The sequence below is a fragment of the Legionella fallonii LLAP-10 genome (assembly GCF_000953135.1).
Taxonomy (GTDB): Bacteria; Pseudomonadota; Gammaproteobacteria; order Legionellales; family Legionellaceae; genus Legionella; species Legionella fallonii.
Genome location: NZ_LN614827.1, coordinates 588461 through 609109 on the forward strand (window position 1 = coordinate 588461; position 20649 = coordinate 609109).

The window sequence follows — 20649 nt, forward strand, 5'->3', positions numbered from 1 at the left end:
AGAGCCTATCCGAAAAATCGGTGGCATAGCCCGATCCGGGTCGGGAATGGATTTTATTTGAACAGCAACATCATCTGCACAAGATTTAAAATTACCCGATTCAGAATAGTTCATGAAAAAATGAAGATAAATTTCGTAGCGAGACATACCTATCCATTGGAAGCTGAATGTTCTCCAGTAATCTCTTTCTGCTATGATTATTGAGAGTCCATTTTCTCAGTATAGGGCTCATGAGGGAGAATGATATTTTTCGGATAGGCTCTGGCAAATCTACCAGAGCATGAAATTTTTTGCGACAAACCCCCCTGCTCTTTATTTTTATTCTGGTTGTTTTGCTTTATCAACAATTTGAGAATCCGTTAACTGATGAAACAAACATCGGATCTTGCTCTTGACTCTGCCTTTGGTTATAAAAACCATAGGGATTTGTTGCCCTCAGAGAGGGTTCTACCTCGATATCCATGATCAAGTGTTCAAGATGCTCTTGCCTTTCTCGCTGTTGTGGCTCTTCAACTGCGTAATTTTGTACCAACTGTATGTACCGTTGATATTGTTCTTCTTCACGTTGGGTCTTTAAAAGCTGTCTTTCTTGATAAAACTCTTGAAAACCTTCCAGTGATAAGGCTGCTTGTTTGAATATACCCTGACGTATTTGAAGTTGATTCAAATAGATATTTTTCTCTTTGGCGTATTCAGCACTAAAGGTATTATCAATAATTGTTTTAAAGTCTTCCAAAGGAGTGGAAATTAATATTTCTAATGTTTCAAATAATTCCTGCTCATTGAATAATTGATGGGGCACGTTACTTTTTAAATTTTTTATACCCTGCAAAACCCGGTTATAATTATTATAGTAAAAAGGGGTACTGAAGCAACATTCGGGATCAATTTTTACTGCATGCAAAACATCATCTAATTCTGCCAAGCCAAAATTCTCACTGTTATTATCAATATCTGCTAAAAAATTCGCAATAAGAAAAATAGAGGTTAATCCAACTATTGGTTTTCCTTTGATGAAACCAGTTTGTAATTTTTTATTTGTATATTTTCTTTCAAAAAATTCCCACATTGTAAAATTTGGTATGTTCTTCGATACTCGATAAAACTCTTCTCCATTGAAACTGGCGTGCATCTTTGGTTGAGGCTTACCAAGCAATAAACGATACATTCTACCCCCGGCAACAGCGCTTTCTATCCAGAATTTTTTATCAGCAAATGAAGGTACATTTTCGAAAACAGCAGAATTAGGTTGATGTAAATAGATGAGTCCATTATTGCTATTGGAACTGTGCCAATATTTAACTTGCGCCACCTTATTTCCTGGCTTAATAATTTCATGAGAACTATGCCATCTCTGAAGCTCTTCTGCTGTATAAAATTTTACATCCACAACTGCTATCAGCTCATCTTCATTATCATTTTCAACAATTTTGTAAGGCATGAACATTTTTTGTTTATTTCTATAAGTCTCCAATAGTTCCCATGTTACTTCATCATCACTATCTGTATTACTAGTTCCTTCATCTTCAGAACTATAATCCATTTCGTCTTCATCGATATCCATATTCACGGTGTCTTTGTTGTCAAATTTTTGTTGCATTTCAATAAACCTCAAAGTAGTGGTTGTTGATTATCATAGGTCTTGATTGTAACAAAAAACAACTAATAGGTCAAATATAGCGCTAAATCAAGGGGTGATACCTGAGAGCCTATCCGAAAAATCGGTGGCATAGCCCGATCCGGGTCGGGAATGGATTTTATTTGAACAGCAACATCATCTGCACAAGATTTAAAATTACCCGATTCAGAATAGTTCATGAAAAAATGAAGATAAATTTCGTAGCGAGACATACCTATCCATTGGAGGCTGAATGTTCTCCAGTAATCTCTCTTTATTTATAAATATCTACCCGGGCTGAAGTCGATGAATCATCACATTGATAAAGGCAAGTTTAATCGATGCTTCAGCGCTCTCTTCATAATATTCGTGGTCTTTGCTCAGTCTTCTGTACCAGTTTAGCCATCCAAAAGAGCGCTCAACAATCCATCTCCATTTCACAATTTGAAATTTTTTACGCGGCCGTTTAACAATTTCGAGGATGCACTGACATACGGATAAAAACCAGTTCTGTAGCGTGTTTCCAGTGTAGCCGCCATCAGCCCAAACCTTCAATAGAGTTGGGAACCATTGCTTCACGCGCTGCATCAATAGTTTTGCGCCACTGCGTTCATCAATTGTTGCTGAGTGCACAATAACAGCGAGTAATAAACCAAGCACATCAACGGCAATATGGCGCTTCCGTCCTTTGGTTTTCTTCGCTCCATCGTAACCTGTAGATTCAGAAACAGAAGCTGTTTTACTGGTTTGGCTATCAATAATTGATGCACTGGGCATACGGTTACGCCCGCGGATACTTTCGCGCAAAACCCGGTTTATTTCATCCAATGTGCCATCACGTTTCCATGCATTGAAGTAACCGTTTACCGTTGACTTCGGGGGAAACCCTTCGGGCATCATATCCCACTGGCAGCCTGTTCTTAACTGATACAGTAGGGCGTTAACTACTTCACGTAGATTGGTTGTTCTTGGTCTTCCGCGTTCTTTCTCTGGCGGTAGATGAGGTCCAATAAGTTGCCACTGCTTGTCAGTTAAATCACCGCGATAAGATTTCCGTTCCATTCCTGCTATGATTATTGAGAGTCTATTTTCTCAAGCATAGGGCTCATCGAGTAGAATGGTATTTTTCGGATAGGCTCTAAGATACTTACCTACGTCCCATGGCCTGTCCGAGGAACCTGGGACGTAGGGTTAAAGTCTTACAGTTGCCATTCGTCCATGGAACAATCAAATAGTCATTGCATGTCCATCAGAGGTTTCTGGTCTTCTGTTTTGACGGAAGAATTATTTGAGGTCTCATTTAATGTCCCTGAGGGGAAGAATACAAATGGATTCCCATCAACAATGCTTATTGTTTGCGTTGGGGGATAGATTAAACCTGAAACATTTAATGCCTGGGTGCTTTTTGATTTCTCTCCTTCCTCTTCAATAATATCCCCAGATAAATCAATTAATAAGTCGGGATTAACGGTCATGATATGCTCAGAGAATGTAACGAGTAATTCATAAGTTACCGTCCCCATTAAGAGACTGATTTTACTTCGCATGTGAATAAATGCATCGTCTTTACTGTCAATAACAGGGTCATTATGTTCAAGAGCATTTCTTAAACTCACCAGCTCAACCATACATGAAGGTAATTGGGGATGAATTGTTGCCAAAAGATGTAACTTTTCTAGTTTGGTAAGTATTGAGACGATTTGAGGTATCAGATAAGAACATGCCAACTGTGCTTCTATATCGTTAATAATGATTGAGTTAATAAATCCGATACAGATGGATTTTTTTGCAGCAAGATTAATACCAGAACTAATAAATAATTGTTCTAAAAGAGAGAGGCGTGATTTTAGAAAATTAAGGAGGTCATTTAAATCCATTTTATCTGGTGAATGAAGTTCCTTGATTGATGCGATACCTAGCTGGCGTAGACAGGGAAAGTCTGAAGCCATGGTGCTTCGTTTAGTGCTTTTAATTCCTTCTTCCTGTGCTTTTTTATGTGCGGTTATCTTTTTAGACTCCTGACCTCTTAGGGCCTTGTACTCTTTAAAAGCAGCTTTTAAAATTTTAGAAGCTGGGCCTTTTTTTATTCCAGGATTAAGAAGGCTTTGTAATTCCTCACTGCTGACTTCAATAAAGGCTTCTTGTCCGCTAAGCATTCTGCACATTTTAGTATATAAAGGTGCATTTGGATTAAGCATTTGCAAAAAGGAGGTCATTTTGGCCTCTGGAAGCAATGTCTTGTTAGGAATGAATGTATTGAAATTAAAAGGTGTGGGAGCCTTATAATACTCTTTGACGGTATCCCAATATGCATATACTGGACCTTGCCATTCTTGGAAAGGGGTAGAGGTATCAGGCCAAGGACTAAAGCTATTCTGTCTTTGTTTGATCACCTTATAGATAACTTCTCGCAAATGAACAAATTCAGAATATAAAGCCATTATGGTTGCATTATTTTGTTCAAGATCATCAATTAAAGCGGTGGAATGAAGATCTTCAACATGACATAGCCCATTTCTAATATCCGAGAGGATTTCTGGATCCATGAAGTCTATACTGTCTACTTGCCCACCCCAGCCTCTTCTTGTGAAAATTTCACCAATTAGTTGTATCCGTCTAATGAAGGCGAGTTTGCTTTTTATATTACTAGTAAAATCAGGAGTGTAATCGAGCATAAATAAATTTATTAACGGGGACAGTTCAATAGTTTTTTCGTTATCAAGATGATGGAATGTTATTGGTGAATTAAATTCCCTTGGTATTAGAGCCGTTAACTTAACCAATTGATAAGATTGCTTAAAATACCATAATAAGGGTTTTAAATTATTTAGTTCTTCTAATGGGTCAATTAAAGACGCGGGATTTGCCAAATTGGCTTTAACAGAGAGGAAAAAACGATGTAGTTTGGGTAAGTCATCAACTAAAAGATCAGGAATTACTGCTTTTACCAGACAGCTGTCTTCCATTAAAGAGCGATGAAAATGAGTTAAGGGGCCTTTGAGTTGTTTACCATCACCCAGTTCTTCCTCAAGGTCCTCTTTTCTTATGACAAAGGGAATGGGACTCGTATACTCCTTTGATTTAAAAAAAGTGCTGCAAAATTCAAAAAAATACCAAGAATTCGTACCCCAAGGTAAGTGCTCGATTAATTCAGTGCGCTCCTTTCTGGGAAGTTGATGCATTGCTTCAAAAATCATACGAAACACTAATTGGCTGTCTTGAAGAAATATATCATCTTCCAAATTTTTGCATATCGCTAAGAGGTATGAGTCAAAAAATTCTGCATGATGACCTTCCTCTGCTTTTCCGACCAGAATTTTTATAATTCGTTCCATTTTTTTCAAACGTCTTTTTCTACCAGACTCTGTTGATTCAATAAAACCTGGATTTACGAAGGGCATAGGGCTAATGTCACGATTGTAATAGCAAAAGGAGAACTCCATTAACGTAATAATCCACTCAATTTTTTGAGCGTAATTAAGTGTTTTTAGATTTTGGTGAAATTGACATAATTGAGCCAATTTCATTTGATAGGTTTTTGAGCAAAGATCAAAGCGAAAAAACTCTTCTGAAGGGGTACTGTATTGATCGAGGTCTTCTCGACTCATCTTTGCCGATAACGCTATAACCTCTCTCTTTTTACCGCTTATCTGAACTTTCAATCCGGGCTCCAAAAGCTCAGCTTGTTCAAAAGCAATAATAGCAGAGGGATACTCCCCAAGCCCTAGATGCGCAAGCCCTTTATTATAGAAGAAAAGGCCATTTTTTGGGTTTTTCTTTAGTGCTTTATCAAATAATTCTAGTGCTCTGTTATAATCTTTATTTTGCAAAGCGCGTTCGCCTTGATTGTTGAATTTATCAGTTTTTGATAACACTTCCTACTCCTTAACTCCAATTGCTTGATCTCCAGTTTGTAACGTCTCTGAAACATCAAATGCTAGTACTTTAAAATCTGAAATGAGAGAGAAATCAATTTTATCTTGCACGATTTTTCCCTTAAAAAGCTTAATAAAGAGATAAATTTATCTATTTGTTATGCTGGTTAGAAAACGTAACAAGACTAAATGAGTCAGGTGATGCAAAGAAGAGCTATTTGCGCTGAACCAAGCTCAATGAATGCTGATGTAACAACACACCCTTATTTCATTAGGTCTTATCTCAGCGACGAACCCGTTTCAATGATTAAAACTAGGAGTACCAGTTCTCCGATATTCCTTAAGGAGAAGATAGGTCGCGCGCTCAAACTGATTTTAAGTTCATCAGTCAACCGCACTAATATTATCCCATATATACATTTATTAGGCAATAGAGGTGCTAAAAAACTATGCTGCAGATGGTTTGGTATTATATTTCACAGAAGCAACAAATTTAGCAGCTTTGGCTATTGATCAGTATCAGAGTAATGCGGAAAATGGGTAATTACTGATTTCTGTGTTTATAATTAATACATGTCTTCAATTATGCAAGATAGTCCTATGCCAAGAAAACCAGTTATCCATGAAAAAGTAGTTGTAGCAAAAATTGGAGATAACAATCCAGTGGGTGAGGCTCTTACAAAAAACGATCCTTTGCCACGTTCCCCAATGACTCTGTCTGAACGCGAAGAAATGATCGTAAGGTTAGATAGCAGCATTAGTGAGCTAATGGATGATGCTGAAAAAACCTATAAAGCAAACTGTTATTATCTTGGAACGACTGACTTTAATCCTGATTACATTACTCGCTTAAGTACTAATGAATTCTTCTTTTACACTAAAGAACCCCTTACTTTGCAAGAATTTGAAGAATTACAAAATAAAATCGCAGCGAAAGCGGAAACCCTTTCTCCAGGGGTTCAATTAATTCTTGGGTCTTTTGCTGTAAAAACAAATGATGATAAGGTAATGAATGTGACACCCCATATCACTTGCGGTCAACCACCTGATTTTCAATTCATTGTTAAAAGTTATACTTCACCTATAGATGTTCGATATAAAATCCCGGATGGATTAGGTAACTTCACAGCACTTCCTGTATTTGATAATTTAAAAAAACATGCATCAATACCTCAAATAACGGTTAATGGAGACATCAACGAACTTTCTTTTAATAATATAGTTCGATGTAAGACACCAGGAGGAACTCCCTTCATAACAGCAGTGGATGTATGTCTTGATCATGCTTGGGGGATTGCTAAAGATAATTATGATAATCTCATATTGGAGGATTCCTCTTTATTGGGGCTGCCGACGTCGCACGTGGTTGTGTCCAATAGTATCTCTCTAAACAGAAATCTAGGTATTGAAACTAATATAACGCATGTAGATCCTAAGTATTCATTAGTAGCGTGCAAAAATGGAATGGAACAGCAAAAGGGGGCTTTGCGGAAGTTAGTTTTTGGCAAAGATTCTTTTAGAATATTTGAAGTAGAGGCTTATTGGATAAAGAATAATTATTCTTACAAAACGTCCGATCCTTTGTCTGGCAGAGATCATAAAAAACGGACTGTCGACCTATCCAATGTATCATTTCAAAAACCTGAAAGTTCGGAAGAGTTTAAAAATTTTAAAAGCAAGTATGGAAATTTAAAAGGTGACCATTTAAAAACCAAAATTTTAGAAGATTTTAGACAGCAAATTGAGGAAACCACCTCAAAAAAAGAATTAGCTGACTTAAAAACGAAAATAGAGGCTTCATACGAATATGATGTGTTAAAGAAAGCTCAAGGGTGGTTTACAGGAAAAGTTGGCATAAAAACCTCTTCGGAAAAAGCATTAGCTGATATGTTTAAACAACAAGAGAAATTCCTTTCCAATACAGATCCAAGCCCTTCTATTCCATGATTTGTTATACTAAGAGTATTGAAAGAATGGGAGTATACTCAAAAGATATTATGGAATATTAAACAATAGGTGGAGGCGATATGAGACCAGAAATATTAGAAAAAATTACTGCGAATAAGAATATGACAACAATAAGTTTAGTAGATATGGAAATCGAGGATTATGAAATCAAAGAAATAATAGAAACGATAAAACAAAGGAAACCTACCCCTACCATCATTGATTTGGATAGGAATAAGATTACGGATGAAGGTGCGGTTACTTTAAGTGAACAACTAAGCGATTTTAATGAAATTACTCAGCTCAGCATACAGTTCAACAATATAGGCAGAATAGGTGCAATTCATTTATTTCGTCTGAAGAAGGATTTTTCTGAACTCGATATTTTATTTCATGGAAACAAAATTAAAAATGTAAGTGAAATGGATGAAATTGAGCACTTGGCGCTTCAAGAAACTCCAAGATTAAGTTGAATATCAATTAATATGAATTAGTTTAGAGTAGGCGTGGGCAATTTTTCCTCAGCGATGAATTCAACTATATTAAGTCTGATTAGTTCTGATATTAGATAGATTTACTTTTATATTAATGACTAAACTGAATGCATTAAAGAACTTTTCTAAAGATAACTTATTAGTTATCACAGGTGGAGAGCATTTGCATTCTCTGTATAAACATGAACTATCGGCAAGGATTTGTTGGGCTTAAAGTAATGATTACTACTAGGGGTTCAGGTAAGCAAATTACCATTTTAGTCGGAGGCATATTATGCGAATAATCAACCCCTTTGTTATGACTTATAAAATAGCATAATTGTCATAAATTTGGAGATGCTGACTATCTATGTTAAAGGATCCAGTATTAGATAGTATTCTCAGTATTCAACGAATATGTCGCCAGACTTTAATCAATATGCTATGTTTCCAGGCTCATTTGGTATTTGAGGATAAGCATGAGATTAGCCAGTAAAACTATGCAATATTTTGTCATTACAGGATTGTTAGTTAGTTTAACCGCCTGTATGAAAACAAAGCCTCTCGGACATGAAATAGCTTCTTATAAAGTTAAGGGTAAAGTATATACACCTGTTAGATCTGCAAAAGGGTACAAAGCACGAGGACTCGCTTCGTTTTATAGTAAACGCCTCCATCATCATAAGACATCTAATGGAGAGCGATACAATATGTATTCTATGACGGCTGCACATCCTACGCTTCCATTTAATACCCGACTACGAGTTAAGAATGTAAAAAATGGACGAACAGTGGTGGTTCGTATTAATGATCGTGGCCCCTTTTATAGTTCGCGAATTATAGATCTTTCTTATGCGGCTGCAAGTCGCCTGGGAATCACAAGTTCTTCTATGGTAGAAATACAGGCTCTAAATTAGAAATATAAATTGGAGCATTATTCCGAGTACTTTCATAAAATACCTCAATGAAGAATGCGGATAGACGCTTAATTTCTATCATTGAAGACTATGAAAGCGGATTCAACTCGTTAATGCAACTTTTGTATATAAAACAATCAGTTCAGTTAAGGTAAAATCCTTTGCTGATTTTGTACAGGAGTTGAGCTATGGGATATAAACGCCTAAGATAATCCAAACGCTTGTAACCCATTAATGAACTCCTGTATTAAAACAGTGTGAAGTTTAATCTCTTCTACTGTTTGTTTTATATACAAAAGTTGCATTGATAAGTTGAATTCACCGATCTTGTTAGTTTAAATTATAAACTAATGCTCGTTTTTTCAATGGAGCCCGATCTTTAGTCCCAGGCCTTTTATGGGATGTATTTTGTGTGTTCTCTTTTTGTTGCTGAGCTTGATCTTTAAATAAACCATGTTTGAATTTCTTTTCCTTTTTATCTTTTGGTGGGCATAAGGAAGATAACTGCTCTTTGTTAATCAAATTTTGCTTTGAAAGTTCATTAAAGATGTGCTTTTGATGATGAGCAGCCAAGAATGAGAGAACATTTTTTCCCTCATCTTTTTCCCGTTTACTGATGATAAAATAGCTTAGCAGGCTCGTTTGTTTTTTGGGGGAAGAATATAAGTGTTCTGAAGTAATCAGCTTTTGATGTAAAAGGTCTTTTATAATTTCCCACTGCTGATGTCTTGCTAAAAGCCAGAGCACATTTTTTCCTTGGCTGGGGCCATCAGAAAAAGTAGACGAGAGTTGTTCTGATGTAATCAATTTTTGCTGCAATAACTCTTTGATAAGACTCCATTGATGGTGACAGGCTAAAGACAATAGCACATTTACATTTTGCTCTGCCCCTTTAGGTGGGAGGCAAGATAACTGTTCTGATGTAATCAGCTTTTGATGTAAAAGCTTTTCAATTGTTCTCCATTGGCGATGATAAGCTAAAAAGCACAATACATTTATGCCTTGCTTATCACCTTCGTGAAGCATGGATGAAAGGTGTTGCGATGTAATCAGTTTTTGCTGTACTAGCTCTGCTATTATTTCCCATCGACACCTATAAGCTAAAAGCCATAGAGCATTGGCTCCTTTGTTTGGACCTTCTTGTGGTGCAAATGATAATTGTTCTGAAGTAATCAGCTTTTGACGAACCAATTCTTCAAATATGCTCCATTGACGCGGATGAGCTGCTAAGCACCATGTTATAGGTAGTCCCTTATTTTTTCCCTCTTGGAGAGTAAAGTGTAAGTGTTCTGAGGTGATGCGTTTTTGCTTTAACAGTTCTGTAATAAATTCCCATTTGAATTGAAGCACTAAAAGCCACAGAACATTTTTTCCCTGAAATTCTCTTTGTTGTGGCACGGGAAGGAGTTGTTCTGAGGTAATTAGCCTTTGTTCTAAAAGCTTTTTGAACAACCGCCATTGACCATAACGCACTAAAAGCCACGGTATGTTGATGCCTTTATCTTCTCCTTGTTCTGCTAAGGAGGATAACTGTTCTGCTGTAATTACAAAGTGATTTAAAAAATCATCAAATAGTTGCCATTTTTGATTTGCAGCCAAAAACCACAATATATTTTTTCCTTGATTGGGCCCCTCTTGTGGTTTGGAAAGCAGGTGTTCTGCACTAACCAAATTTTTGTTGATCAGTGTTTGGATTATTTCCCATTGACTATAATTTGCGAAAATCCAGAGTAGATTCATTCCTTCAATTAAGAAAGAGAGCTGCATTGATGTAATTAAATTTTGCTGTATAAGCTCTTTGATTATTTCCCATTGATTGCAACAAGCAAAAAGCCATAGCACAGGCATTTTTTTATACTTTCCTTGTTGAGATATTGAATCTAATTGTTCTGAAGTAATGAGCTTAAGAGATAGAAGCTTTTTTATTAAGTGCCATTGCTGCATATCAGCTAAAAGTCTTAACGTATTAACTCCTTGATAAACTCCATTTACTGGGGCAATTGTTAACTGTTTGATAGTAATTGATTGGTTTTGGATTAATAGATCAACTGAGCTCCACATTCCATAATGTACTAAATACCAAAGTAGCGTAGTCGCTTCACCTGCATCCTCATTATCATACATTTCATCAAGAACATCATTAATAAAGGCAGGATCTTGGAAGTGGTGTGCGTTTTTTAGTTCAAATAAGTAATTTAATATTACATCAGGATAGGCAGAGATTAATTGATGCAATCGATTGGTATCAGAATAAAAACGCTCCTTTAAACCACGAGCCAAATCATTTTTTTCTATAAAAAATATAAGAGTTAATAACATATGCTCTAAAATAATACGGGAAAACTCATCACTTAATGGATTTAATAGATGCAAAAGTTGTTCTTTAGCATTAGGATATTCCACTAACAATTGCTCCATCACATAACAGTAGTTAATCATCGCTTCAGGCGATAGAGATTCCTTATCAATCTGTTGCATGATTTCTAGAGTGACTAATTCGGGATTACCTTGGTTTTCACACCAAAGTAGTTCATCACAATAACTGATATAAGCGTTATCATTGATGGGCAGGAGACGTTTTCTTGCTTGATTTAGGTAGCGTTCGCTAAAATATTTTATTACTTTGGGGATAAGCGTTGAATTTAGTATCATCAGATCATGGAGTATGAAATCCCCATCGTCTTGTGCGTTGCCTAAATCATAAATGCTGAGTTCAAATAAGGCAGCATATTTTTGATTCCATTGTTCCTGATAAAAAAAGAGGCGGCTTAGTTTTTCTGATTCAGAAGATTGAATACGAGGATTATTGTCCAGATCCTTAAGAAGGGCATTATAGAGTGTGTTCCAATCCTCTTTGAGCTTATCAATAAGATTATTAAACACTATTTTCGGAGTAAAACGCTCATTGAGCGTCTTTTTAAACTCTTCTAAGTCAATTGAATTAATATTTTTTAATGCATAATGAATGAAATTATCTTCTTTTTGTTTTAGTCTATAATCTTTAGCTACACTATTATAATAGGCATTTACATAGTGAATCTCGTTTCCTGCTGTATTGCCATATCGTTGTCGAATTTCCGTTATTGCTATTTGTTGAATAAATGTGACTTTGATTTTATATAAGATTTCGTTGATTCCTGTATGAGCTTTTAAATCATCCTTGGCATCGACTACATTGGTTAATACACCACCAACACAAACGACAATCCCTTTTTGCAAATTAGAGAGCACATTTTTTTTCCCATCAACAGAAATTTGATTATTCTCTATAAGCAAAAATAATTCTTCGAGCGCTTTTTTCCCCTGGTTAAAAAGCACTGCTTCACCAATATCAAAATGTCTGTTCTCAGCAAATAAATTTTCTTTAAATATTGAGATTGCGGAGAGATTATTTCTTTGAGGAAAAATTTCCTGGATATTATGATTAAAACACCATTCGTCTATCTTCGTTAATAATAGTTCAAATTGAGTTTTAAATAATGGAAAAGCGGAAGACTGTCTAAATTCGACTAATTGCGTATTGGTATCTTGTTCAGAAACAGCAACAAAATAGACCGGCGCTTCATTATAAATTGTAGGAAAGTTATTTGGATCTTGGTGTAATGAAAGATCGAAGAAATGCTTATTAAAGAGATTGCTATTCATAGCCTACCAGGGAATGTTTTTATTTGCGATTAATTGTACTCATTTTCTTCTATTTGTTCAATAAAAACCACAAGACTTTATACATGGCTTCGCTGCAAAAACGAACATTAGTTTATAATTTAAACTAACCAGAGCAAATTAATGGAATTAGCTATCGGGATTTGAAATCATGCGTATGTTTAAAAAAGGACAGTTTAATATTGGGATATATGGAGCTCGTACTGAGGTGTCTTTTATTAATGAACCATTTGCTTTGTTTCTGTAATTTAACCCAATAATCCATCAATTAGAAACAGATTATCCATGTAAATTTAAATGCTCTTATTGCTAATGCCGCTATTGTCTTGTTACAGTGAATCATCATAAATATCTAATTTATATCATGGAAAACACTGCAGAAATTAATCAATTATCAGTTGCTTTTCAAAGTGGCCATAAAACTATTTCTGCAATTGATAGGGTTAGTTTCAATTTATACCCTGGTGAAACTTTAGTTTTATTAGGTGAGTCGGGTTGTGGTAAATCATTAACCTCCCTTGCTATGATGCGTTTGTTGCCTCGAACAGGGGTTTATGGCGTTGATAGTCAATTGTATGTTAATGGAGTTGATATTTTAAATTTACCCGAACGCATGATGAGGCAGTTACGGGGGCGGCGGCTGGCAATGATATTTCAGGAGCCAATGACCTCTTTAAACCCTGTAATGACCATAGGAGAGCAAATCTCTGAAATTCTCATCAGGCATCATGATTTTACTCGTACTGAATTAAAAGAAGCACTTTTAAGCTTACTCAATGAAGTGGAAATGCCTCAACCACATATAAAAATCCATCAATATCCTCATCAACTTTCAGGAGGTCAAAAACAACGAGTAGTGATTGCTATGGCATTAGCATGCAAACCGGATGTGTTGATTGCTGATGAGCCAACTACCGCTTTGGATGTAACAATTCAAGCACAAATTTTAGCTTTATTAAAAAAGATTCAGCAAAGCCATAAAATGAGTTTATTGCTGATTACTCACGATTTAGGGGTAGCTCGAGAAATGGCGGACCGAGTGTGTGTTATGTATGCTGGGCAAGTAGTAGAGCAAGCATCAGCACAGGATTTTTTTTCTCAGGTTGGTCATCCTTACGTACAACAATTACTCGCTTCACTTCCTTCTTTTGCTAAACGAGAAGAAAAATTATCAGTGATCACTGGCTCTGTACCTGTTTTAGATGCTTTGCCTTCAGGCTGCCGTTTTCATACACGATGCATTTACGTATTTGAGCGATGTAAACAAGAGGAACCGCAATTACAAGTAATCAATAATCGTTTGCTACGTTGTCATTTATATCCTGATTTAAATCAGTTACCGCCATTGGAAAAAAATAAGCTGGTTTGGAATGTAACCAATGAACAGACGGAAACTATATTAAACGTTAAGGATTTATCAGTTCATTTTGAGCAAAAAAAGGGGATTTTTAGTCGCCATAAAGTTATTTTTAAGGCAGTTGATGGTTTGTCTTTTCATTTACAAAAAGGTAAAACTTTAGCTTTAGTAGGAGAGTCGGGCTGCGGAAAAACAAGTACAAGCCGAGCCTTGTTACGTTTATTACCGGTGGCTGGAGGAGAAATCAGATACAAAGAGCAAAATATTCTTTCTCTTAAAGGTCGAGCATTGAGGCGATATAGAAAACAAGTACAAATTATTTTTCAAGATCCCTTTTCCTCTATGAATCCTCGAATGACTGTTAGCGAAATTATTGCTGAAGGCATGTATGCCCAAGGAGTGAAACATTCACTAATCAACACAAAGTTAAAGAAACTGATTAATCAAGTTAATTTACCCAGCACTAGTTTAGAGCGCTACCCCCATCAGTTTTCAGGCGGCCAACGACAGCGGATTTGTATTGCTAGAGCCTTAGCAACAGAGCCGGATATTTTAATTTGCGATGAGCCAACAAGTGCTTTAGATGTTTCTGTACAGGCACAAATTCTTAATTTATTAAAAGAATTACAACAAGAAACGGGAATTTCTTATCTTTTTATTACTCATAATATGGGGGTTGTATCTTATATTGCTGATGACGTATTGGTGATGAAAGATGGGGTAGCAGTAGAATTTGGGAGCTGTCATCGTATCCTTAAACATCCCGAACATCCATACACTCGCCAATTATTAAGTGCAGTATTAGATCTTAGCTAATTCTTCATACGGTCTGTAGTATTCCTGTGTTACTATTCGAAGCAATTATTAGACTTTGTGCTTAGCCTGTGTCCTTTACATAATAGACTTCTGTGGAAACTCTATTACAGAGGAGAGTTGCTTCGTCGATGCGTGTATGCTCCTCGCACTTCTCTCTCTGTAGCGAGTTTCCGGAGGAAGTCTAATTGTGATTAGGTAATCTATCTTTGGGTAATGTTTGTCGGTTGCATTCTGCTCACCATGAATAGATGACACTAAAGCTAATTTGTGGGTTATACAAAAGAGAATACGATATTTACAAGGCATACCGTTTACTAAACTGTTTAACAAGCAGGGTATAACGACGTATGTCCTTAGGAGAAGTAGCTACATGAAAAGTGAAGGTACACCACCTATTAAGATCAGAAAAGCAAAACAAAATTGGCTCGAAGGGAAAAAGGAAACAGCCGTTCGTTTTCAAGTACAACAACGATTTGAGGACGCTCGGAGAACACCAAAAATAAATAATGCTATTCCTGAAATTAGAGCAATGTTTGAAGCAGTAATTCAGGCTTCCGAAACAAAAGACTCTGAGATTAACGAGCAATTGCTTCACTCTGCGATGGCAAAAACAAAAAAGATTATTGACGAGAAAATACTACATATTCCTTCTATAGCGTCCTGGCTTACTTTATTACTCAATGATTGTAGAGCTGGCCATCAGGACGATTTGTCTCGATATCTGAATTTGGTAAATAAACTAAGCACGGTCAATCATCAGATTATCAGGCAATGGATAATGGTACATACTGCACTTGCTGAAAATGAGAAGATCGAGCATTCAGGATTATTGTTTGACGTGCAAGATGGACTTGAAAAGCACAGCACTCTATTGAATTCTATTGTGGAATTATATGGATACAAACCTTATCCCAATATAGAGCAATTTGTTGCTGCTTTAGGAAAAGAGCGAAAAAAATTAAAAGCGTATATAGAAACTTTTGATAGAGATCCTTGGGAGAGGCGATCGCCTCAATATACTGCTGAGGGCCGAATAATTCAGTCTACAGAGCAAATTCTTAAGCAACAATTTGATACATCACAAGTGCAGCGCGTTATAGCCAAAATGCGCAATTCAGTTAATAGAGAATATCTAACCACGGAATTGCAATACGAATTGGCCCAACAAGTCACTTATATCAATGCCATTGGCAAAGATCATCCTCTGATGGTAAAAAATAAAACCTATACTGATTTAACTAAGCTTAGTCGGCTAGAATTACGTGAACTTTCTAAGGTATTAACCGTTCAGATAAGAACTCCAATCTTTGGTGAAAACACTAAATTATCTAGATTAAAAGCCCAATTAAATTTACTTGCAGTAATGAGAGAGCAATACTTCCGCATTACTGGTCAATTTATTGATTCTACTCAAATATTATCTGTACTAGTTTCTTTGAATAATCAGCAACACAACATCCTTATAGAAATAGAGCCAGAAGAAAAAAGAAAATTGGTTACGCTGTTATGTGCGGCGATGCAATGGGTGAACGCTGATGGAGGTTCTGTTGATGTATGTATTCCCTATCGGGAGGCGGTAGCGAAAGATTATGGGGAGTTGGGGGCAAAATTGTTCTTTACGGCGATGAACATTCCTTCAGCTACTGTAGAAGCAGATGATCCGGCAGGCACTTATCAGGTTGATGGTATAAATTACACGACTATTGCTGATCTGGCGTTGTATCGTTCACGTGCCCAAAAGGAAAAGGAGGTTCTTACTGCAGATGACCGGAATAGAGAACCTTCAAGTAATGTGATTATTAGTGGATTGGATGGTTCCTCTTTAAATAACAGGACATTATTTGACTTATTAGCTAGTGCCAACCAATCAAAAGTGCATCAACTTAATCCTTATGTGTGGATTTATCCTTTAATTAATGAATTCATCAATCAAAAAGAGTTCAGAAATAGAGACACCTTATCTGATGAAGTATGGGATGAGGAGCTCGATGTTATTTATTTAAAGCTTTTTCTTGAAAACCATGCGAAGACATCAATTCATAAACAGCAATTAGAGGAGCTGTCGGATACAGCATTGAGTTCCTGGATTAATTTAGCTTGTAAAGTGCAGCAATTAGTAGAGGGAGAGGATTTTATCGTTGATGCGACGGAACAATCGGCATCAGTTGCAGTTCCTGTTTATTTAAAAAAGCAGCAACAATCTTTTTTCTTTAGCCATGAAATACAACATTTTTTATATGCTCGATTACAAAAAAAATATCCTTCTTTGCAGTTTCTCATTACCGCAGAAAAAGAAGTTATCGATTCAGTATCCTCTAAAGAGTTATTTGATTTTTATAAACAAAATGGCCGTATTATGGCTATTTTTGGTAAATCGACTATGAAACAGGAGCTCGCCAAACAAAATAATGAGCTGAATATTGAGGTTGCTATTCGCGTGCCATCACATGAGCAATATCAACGTGAAGAGTTAGATTGCCATCACTTACCAATTAATGAACCGCTTTTGCAAAAGATTAAGAGTATCATTGCCCAGGCGCAATCAGGGCAACCTATTGTTTTATTAGTTCAAGATGCTTATCAAGTAGAGAAATTATTCCAAGAATTAAGCCAACAATTTGCTAAAGATGGCAAAGCGGTGCAATTAGGGGCATTCACAGGCGATGAGTGTGAAGAAACTAGAACAGATTGGATAGCAAATCATGCGGGGCAACCGAATACAATTACTATTGCCACATCGCTATTAACTAAAGGCCATTTCTTTAATACCGATCATTATTGTGGATTTTTGGGGATACATACTTATTCAGAAGCTCCCAATAAGACAAGAAAATTTATTGAACAAATAGTGCCTAAAAATAGACCTGGTTGCTATGTAGTCCTCTATGAAGAGGAGCGGGTAATGTGTTCTAGTTCCTGGTCTTACCAAGCAGAGCAGGGGAAAGACAGTACTATAGACATAATAGCTAAAATTCATCGTAAAAAAAGTCAAGAAATTGCTATTGAGCGTTATTACACGCAAGCTGTTGCTGATATCCAATTAGTCGTTTTACAACAAATTGATGAATGGCAAGCGTTGCTGCATTTACTATATCCTAAAAATGAATGGAAAAGATTAGATAGCGAGTTATTTGTTTTCAGAGAGGAGTTGAGGACTTTATTAGAAGAAGAATGGACTAAATGCTTGGCAAGTTCAGATCCGGATAAAGTATATTTTAATCCTTATATCAGACGAGATAGAAAAGGGAAATTGCAAACATCTATTCTAAACAAGACGTTAAAGGAATATGAACAAGCTGTTGCTACAATCTGGAAAACAAAATGTGATGTTCTTAAGGGAAAAACTGTAGGAAAAACTCAAAAAGGCTCTGTCAATGAATTACGTTGTCATTATTTAGAAAGAGTATCTTTAGAAGAGCAATTAAAAGCAAAACAATTAGCTGACCGTCAAAAAAGAAAAGCAATCTTTAGCGCAAAGAAGAAAATGAGTAGAGCAGGGGATTTTGGTTTAGATGTGAATGGAGCCATGCTTGCTTATTCAGATGCTTCCAAGGAGCGCTATAAGTTGGTGTTTGCCAAGAATCAGATTCAATTTCTAGTTGCAGAAATTGCACAAGTGATCGATTCCTCTTCTTTAAGTAGCGCATCCAAGTCTATGTTAAATGAACGTTTAAAAGGGATAGATAGCTTTTTAGCTATTGCCAGTTTTCTAAATAATTATTTTAGTTTGTTTGATTTTGATAATTTAGCAGAACGATATCTTATGCAACCTATGATCAACGAGTTATTAAGAGTCTATGACTATTCTAGTCTGCAATTGACTGAAATTCATGATTTAGAAGAACTAAAAAATACTTATATTAATAATGTTGCCTTTGATGTTGCGTATTCATTAGAACAAAATTTATCTTGGGCCCTTGAGGAGAATAGAGGATGGGGGCTGGAGTATTGGCTGGAACGAACCGCAGTTAAAACAGCCGCTCAAGATCTGTTAGTTGCCGTAGATGCAGTAAAAAATGCAATAGATACTGCGACTCGCAAACAGGCAATTAAAGATCTTTATAAGCTACTTGCCCATCATCAGGCTGAACTCGAGGATTTATGGATATTTTCTTTTGGTCATAGAAATACGCGTGATGTGATTAATCAAACGTTAAAGACTTTAGATACCCTTACTGTAATTGGCAGCGGGTATGAGCAATTGGATGTTACTTTTATTCAAGATTGCAAAGAAGAGGCCTATTCCCGTGTAATGAAAGCGCAGTTTAATACCGTTATTGAACAATTAGAAAGTCAAAACAATTGGTTACAGGATAATCCACGGTGGAATCACATTAGACAGCAACTTCATGTCATTCAAAGTGACAATAAGACCGTCTATGCTATAGATGATTTATATTATTTACTTTCCAAGATTAGTAAAGAATTGAATCTATCTGGCCTACCCTCTGACGCTTCTTTATTTAAATTAGTGATTGAACTAAGGGGGGCGTTGCGCAGTATTTGGGATAAGTTTGCCCAAAATCATAAGGAAATGATCAACGAGAGCAAACATTTGAAAATCAAGGCTGAACAATTGCGTGAAAATCTACATGCCCTAAGCGATTATACAGTAGAGAATGTGACTATAAATCATGGTCAAAATGGATTTCATGAGTTTTTTGATTTAATTATAGAAGGAACTGGTTCCTGTCCTTTATTTGATAGTTTTCTCATTTACAATTCACAGCTATCAGAGTTGGATAAAGAACAAGAAGGTTTTGTCAATCGGGGAATGCAAATTAATGAGTGGATCAGCGCCTTGCAAAAATTGCAAACAGAACAACTGCCTCAGTTTCGCTCTGATCCGAATAAGCCTTTGGATAAAGAATTATTTCCTCCTAATTGCCATGAGCAGATAGGCCAATTACATCGTTTAAAAAACTTTCTCGCAGACGTCGCGTCAGGGGATTTAAGTGATTTTTCTCAAGAGGAGCAGGATCTTTTTCATGATAAAGAGCTAGTTAAGATGCTTGATATAACTCAACTTAATTTAGAACAAATAGCTCAATTTAAAAGTGAAAAAATAAAAGCGGAATTTCTTATTTTATACAATAAAATAAACGAACTAGCTTCACAAAAAGAACAAAATTTTTTTTCAAAAGTACTGTCATTTTTGGCTAGTCCTTTTTCTTCTCGAGAAACTAGTGAAGATTTGGCTTATCAGTTTTCTATTGTGCGGACAATGCCCAGTGATCAATTAAGATCTATGCTGCAATCGAGAGTAAATGCATTAATAGATACTTTATCTACTCAATTAAATGCCCATGAACGGGCGGCTCGTAGTGTTAACTCACTATTAGGGGGAAAAATTAATTTTTTACAACAACAAATTAATGAAGAAAAAAGAAAAAGCCGCGTTATTATAAAGAGATTTACAAATCTTGATCAGTTATATGATTTTGAAATAGAGCTTAGGAGTTATAAGGCTATCCATTCTGTTCCCTCTGTTCCTTCAACCCCTTCTACTGAAGAGAACCCTATGTCTTCACCAACTGCTGCAAACGAAGAGCATGCAATTGAGCGTGAAGAACCAACAATGAGTGGGATATTAAGAGTTTGATAATAAATGATCTTCCTCTCAATGGGCGAGATAATAAGTTTAATACTCCGAACAGGCTTTTACATCATAACATAGGTTGGGCAACAAATTGTCTAATGGCACTACCTTAAGCTTTTGTAGCCTGGATGAGCGCAGCGTAATCCGGGATTTCAGTGCACTGAGCTAGGGCATTCCCGTATTATGCTGCACTAATACGGACTACGATTTTTCTTTCCTTTCCTTAAAGTAGTGCCATTGGGCAACAAATTGTCCAACCTACAATGACCAATGACACACAAGAGCCCTTGGCTGTGAAGTGAGTCATAATTAACTCAGATTAAACTGAAAATAATTCCTCTATTCTGAGCGTAGTCTTTCATGTTTGTTACGCATTAAATCAAA

General features: G+C 36.2%; 9 protein-coding genes. 5 read left to right on the top strand and 4 right to left on the bottom strand.

Annotated features, from left to right (window positions below; genetic code table 11):
• Positions 1–340: 340 nt before the first annotated feature.
• From LFA_RS02395 to LFA_RS02410, 3 genes are all read right to left on the bottom strand, one after another.
• Positions 341–1600, bottom strand: coding sequence for a hypothetical protein (locus tag LFA_RS02395; protein WP_045094758.1), 1260 nt, complete (start codon positions 1598–1600; stop codon positions 341–343).
• Between the two features lie 306 nt (positions 1601–1906).
• Positions 1907–2680 (bottom strand): IS5 family transposase, encoded by a 774-nt coding sequence (locus LFA_RS02405; protein WP_045094760.1) that lies wholly within the window; start codon positions 2678–2680, stop codon positions 1907–1909.
• A gap of 173 nt (positions 2681–2853) precedes the next feature.
• Complete coding sequence (locus tag LFA_RS02410; RefSeq protein WP_045094761.1) at positions 2854–5493, bottom strand: tetratricopeptide repeat protein; 2640 nt, start codon at positions 5491–5493, stop codon at positions 2854–2856.
• A 600-nt stretch (positions 5494–6093) separates the two neighbouring features.
• On the opposite strand from LFA_RS02410, the gene LFA_RS02415 reads away from it, so the two are divergent.
• From LFA_RS02415 to LFA_RS02425, 3 genes are all read left to right on the top strand, one after another.
• Positions 6094–7440, top strand: coding sequence for a hypothetical protein (locus LFA_RS02415; RefSeq protein WP_172653450.1), 1347 nt, complete (start codon positions 6094–6096; stop codon positions 7438–7440).
• Positions 7441–7520: 80 nt separating this feature from the next.
• Positions 7521–7913 (top strand): leucine-rich repeat domain-containing protein, encoded by a 393-nt coding sequence (locus LFA_RS02420; RefSeq protein ID WP_045094763.1) that lies wholly within the window; start codon positions 7521–7523, stop codon positions 7911–7913.
• A 479-nt stretch (positions 7914–8392) separates the two neighbouring features.
• Entirely contained in the window at positions 8393–8830 is a 438-nt protein-coding gene (locus LFA_RS02425; RefSeq protein ID WP_045094764.1) for a septal ring lytic transglycosylase RlpA family protein, read from the top strand.
• A gap of 330 nt (positions 8831–9160) precedes the next feature.
• Here the strand turns inward: LFA_RS02425 and LFA_RS02430 are convergent, their stop codons facing one another.
• Positions 9161–12475 (bottom strand): hypothetical protein, encoded by a 3315-nt coding sequence (locus LFA_RS02430; protein WP_045094765.1) that lies wholly within the window; start codon positions 12473–12475, stop codon positions 9161–9163.
• A 382-nt stretch (positions 12476–12857) separates the two neighbouring features.
• On the opposite strand from LFA_RS02430, the gene LFA_RS02435 reads away from it, so the two are divergent.
• Positions 12858–14666 (top strand): ABC transporter ATP-binding protein, encoded by a 1809-nt coding sequence (locus tag LFA_RS02435; protein ID WP_045094766.1) that lies wholly within the window; start codon positions 12858–12860, stop codon positions 14664–14666.
• Positions 14667–15036: 370 nt separating this feature from the next.
• A complete protein-coding gene (locus tag LFA_RS02440; protein WP_045094767.1) occupies positions 15037–20268 on the top strand; it encodes a hypothetical protein in 5232 nt (1743 codons plus the stop codon).
• Positions 20269–20649: the final 381 nt, after the last annotated feature.

Excerpts from the sequence above, each read along its gene's own strand:
- LFA_RS02395 (WP_045094758.1), bottom strand. The coding sequence starts at position 1,600 with ATGCAACAAAAATTTGACAACAAAGACACCGTGAATATGGATATCGAT.
- LFA_RS02405 (WP_045094760.1), bottom strand. The coding sequence starts at position 2,680 with ATGGAACGGAAATCTTATCGCGGTGATTTAACTGACAAGCAGTGGCAA.
- LFA_RS02415 (WP_172653450.1), top strand. The coding sequence starts at position 6,094 with ATGCCAAGAAAACCAGTTATCCATGAAAAAGTAGTTGTAGCAAAAATT.
- LFA_RS02420 (WP_045094763.1), top strand. The coding sequence starts at position 7,521 with ATGAGACCAGAAATATTAGAAAAAATTACTGCGAATAAGAATATGACA.
- LFA_RS02425 (WP_045094764.1), top strand. The coding sequence starts at position 8,393 with ATGAGATTAGCCAGTAAAACTATGCAATATTTTGTCATTACAGGATTG.
- LFA_RS02430 (WP_045094765.1), bottom strand. The coding sequence starts at position 12,475 with ATGAATAGCAATCTCTTTAATAAGCATTTCTTCGATCTTTCATTACAC.
- LFA_RS02435 (WP_045094766.1), top strand. The coding sequence starts at position 12,858 with ATGGAAAACACTGCAGAAATTAATCAATTATCAGTTGCTTTTCAAAGT.
- LFA_RS02440 (WP_045094767.1), top strand. The coding sequence starts at position 15,037 with ATGAAAAGTGAAGGTACACCACCTATTAAGATCAGAAAAGCAAAACAA.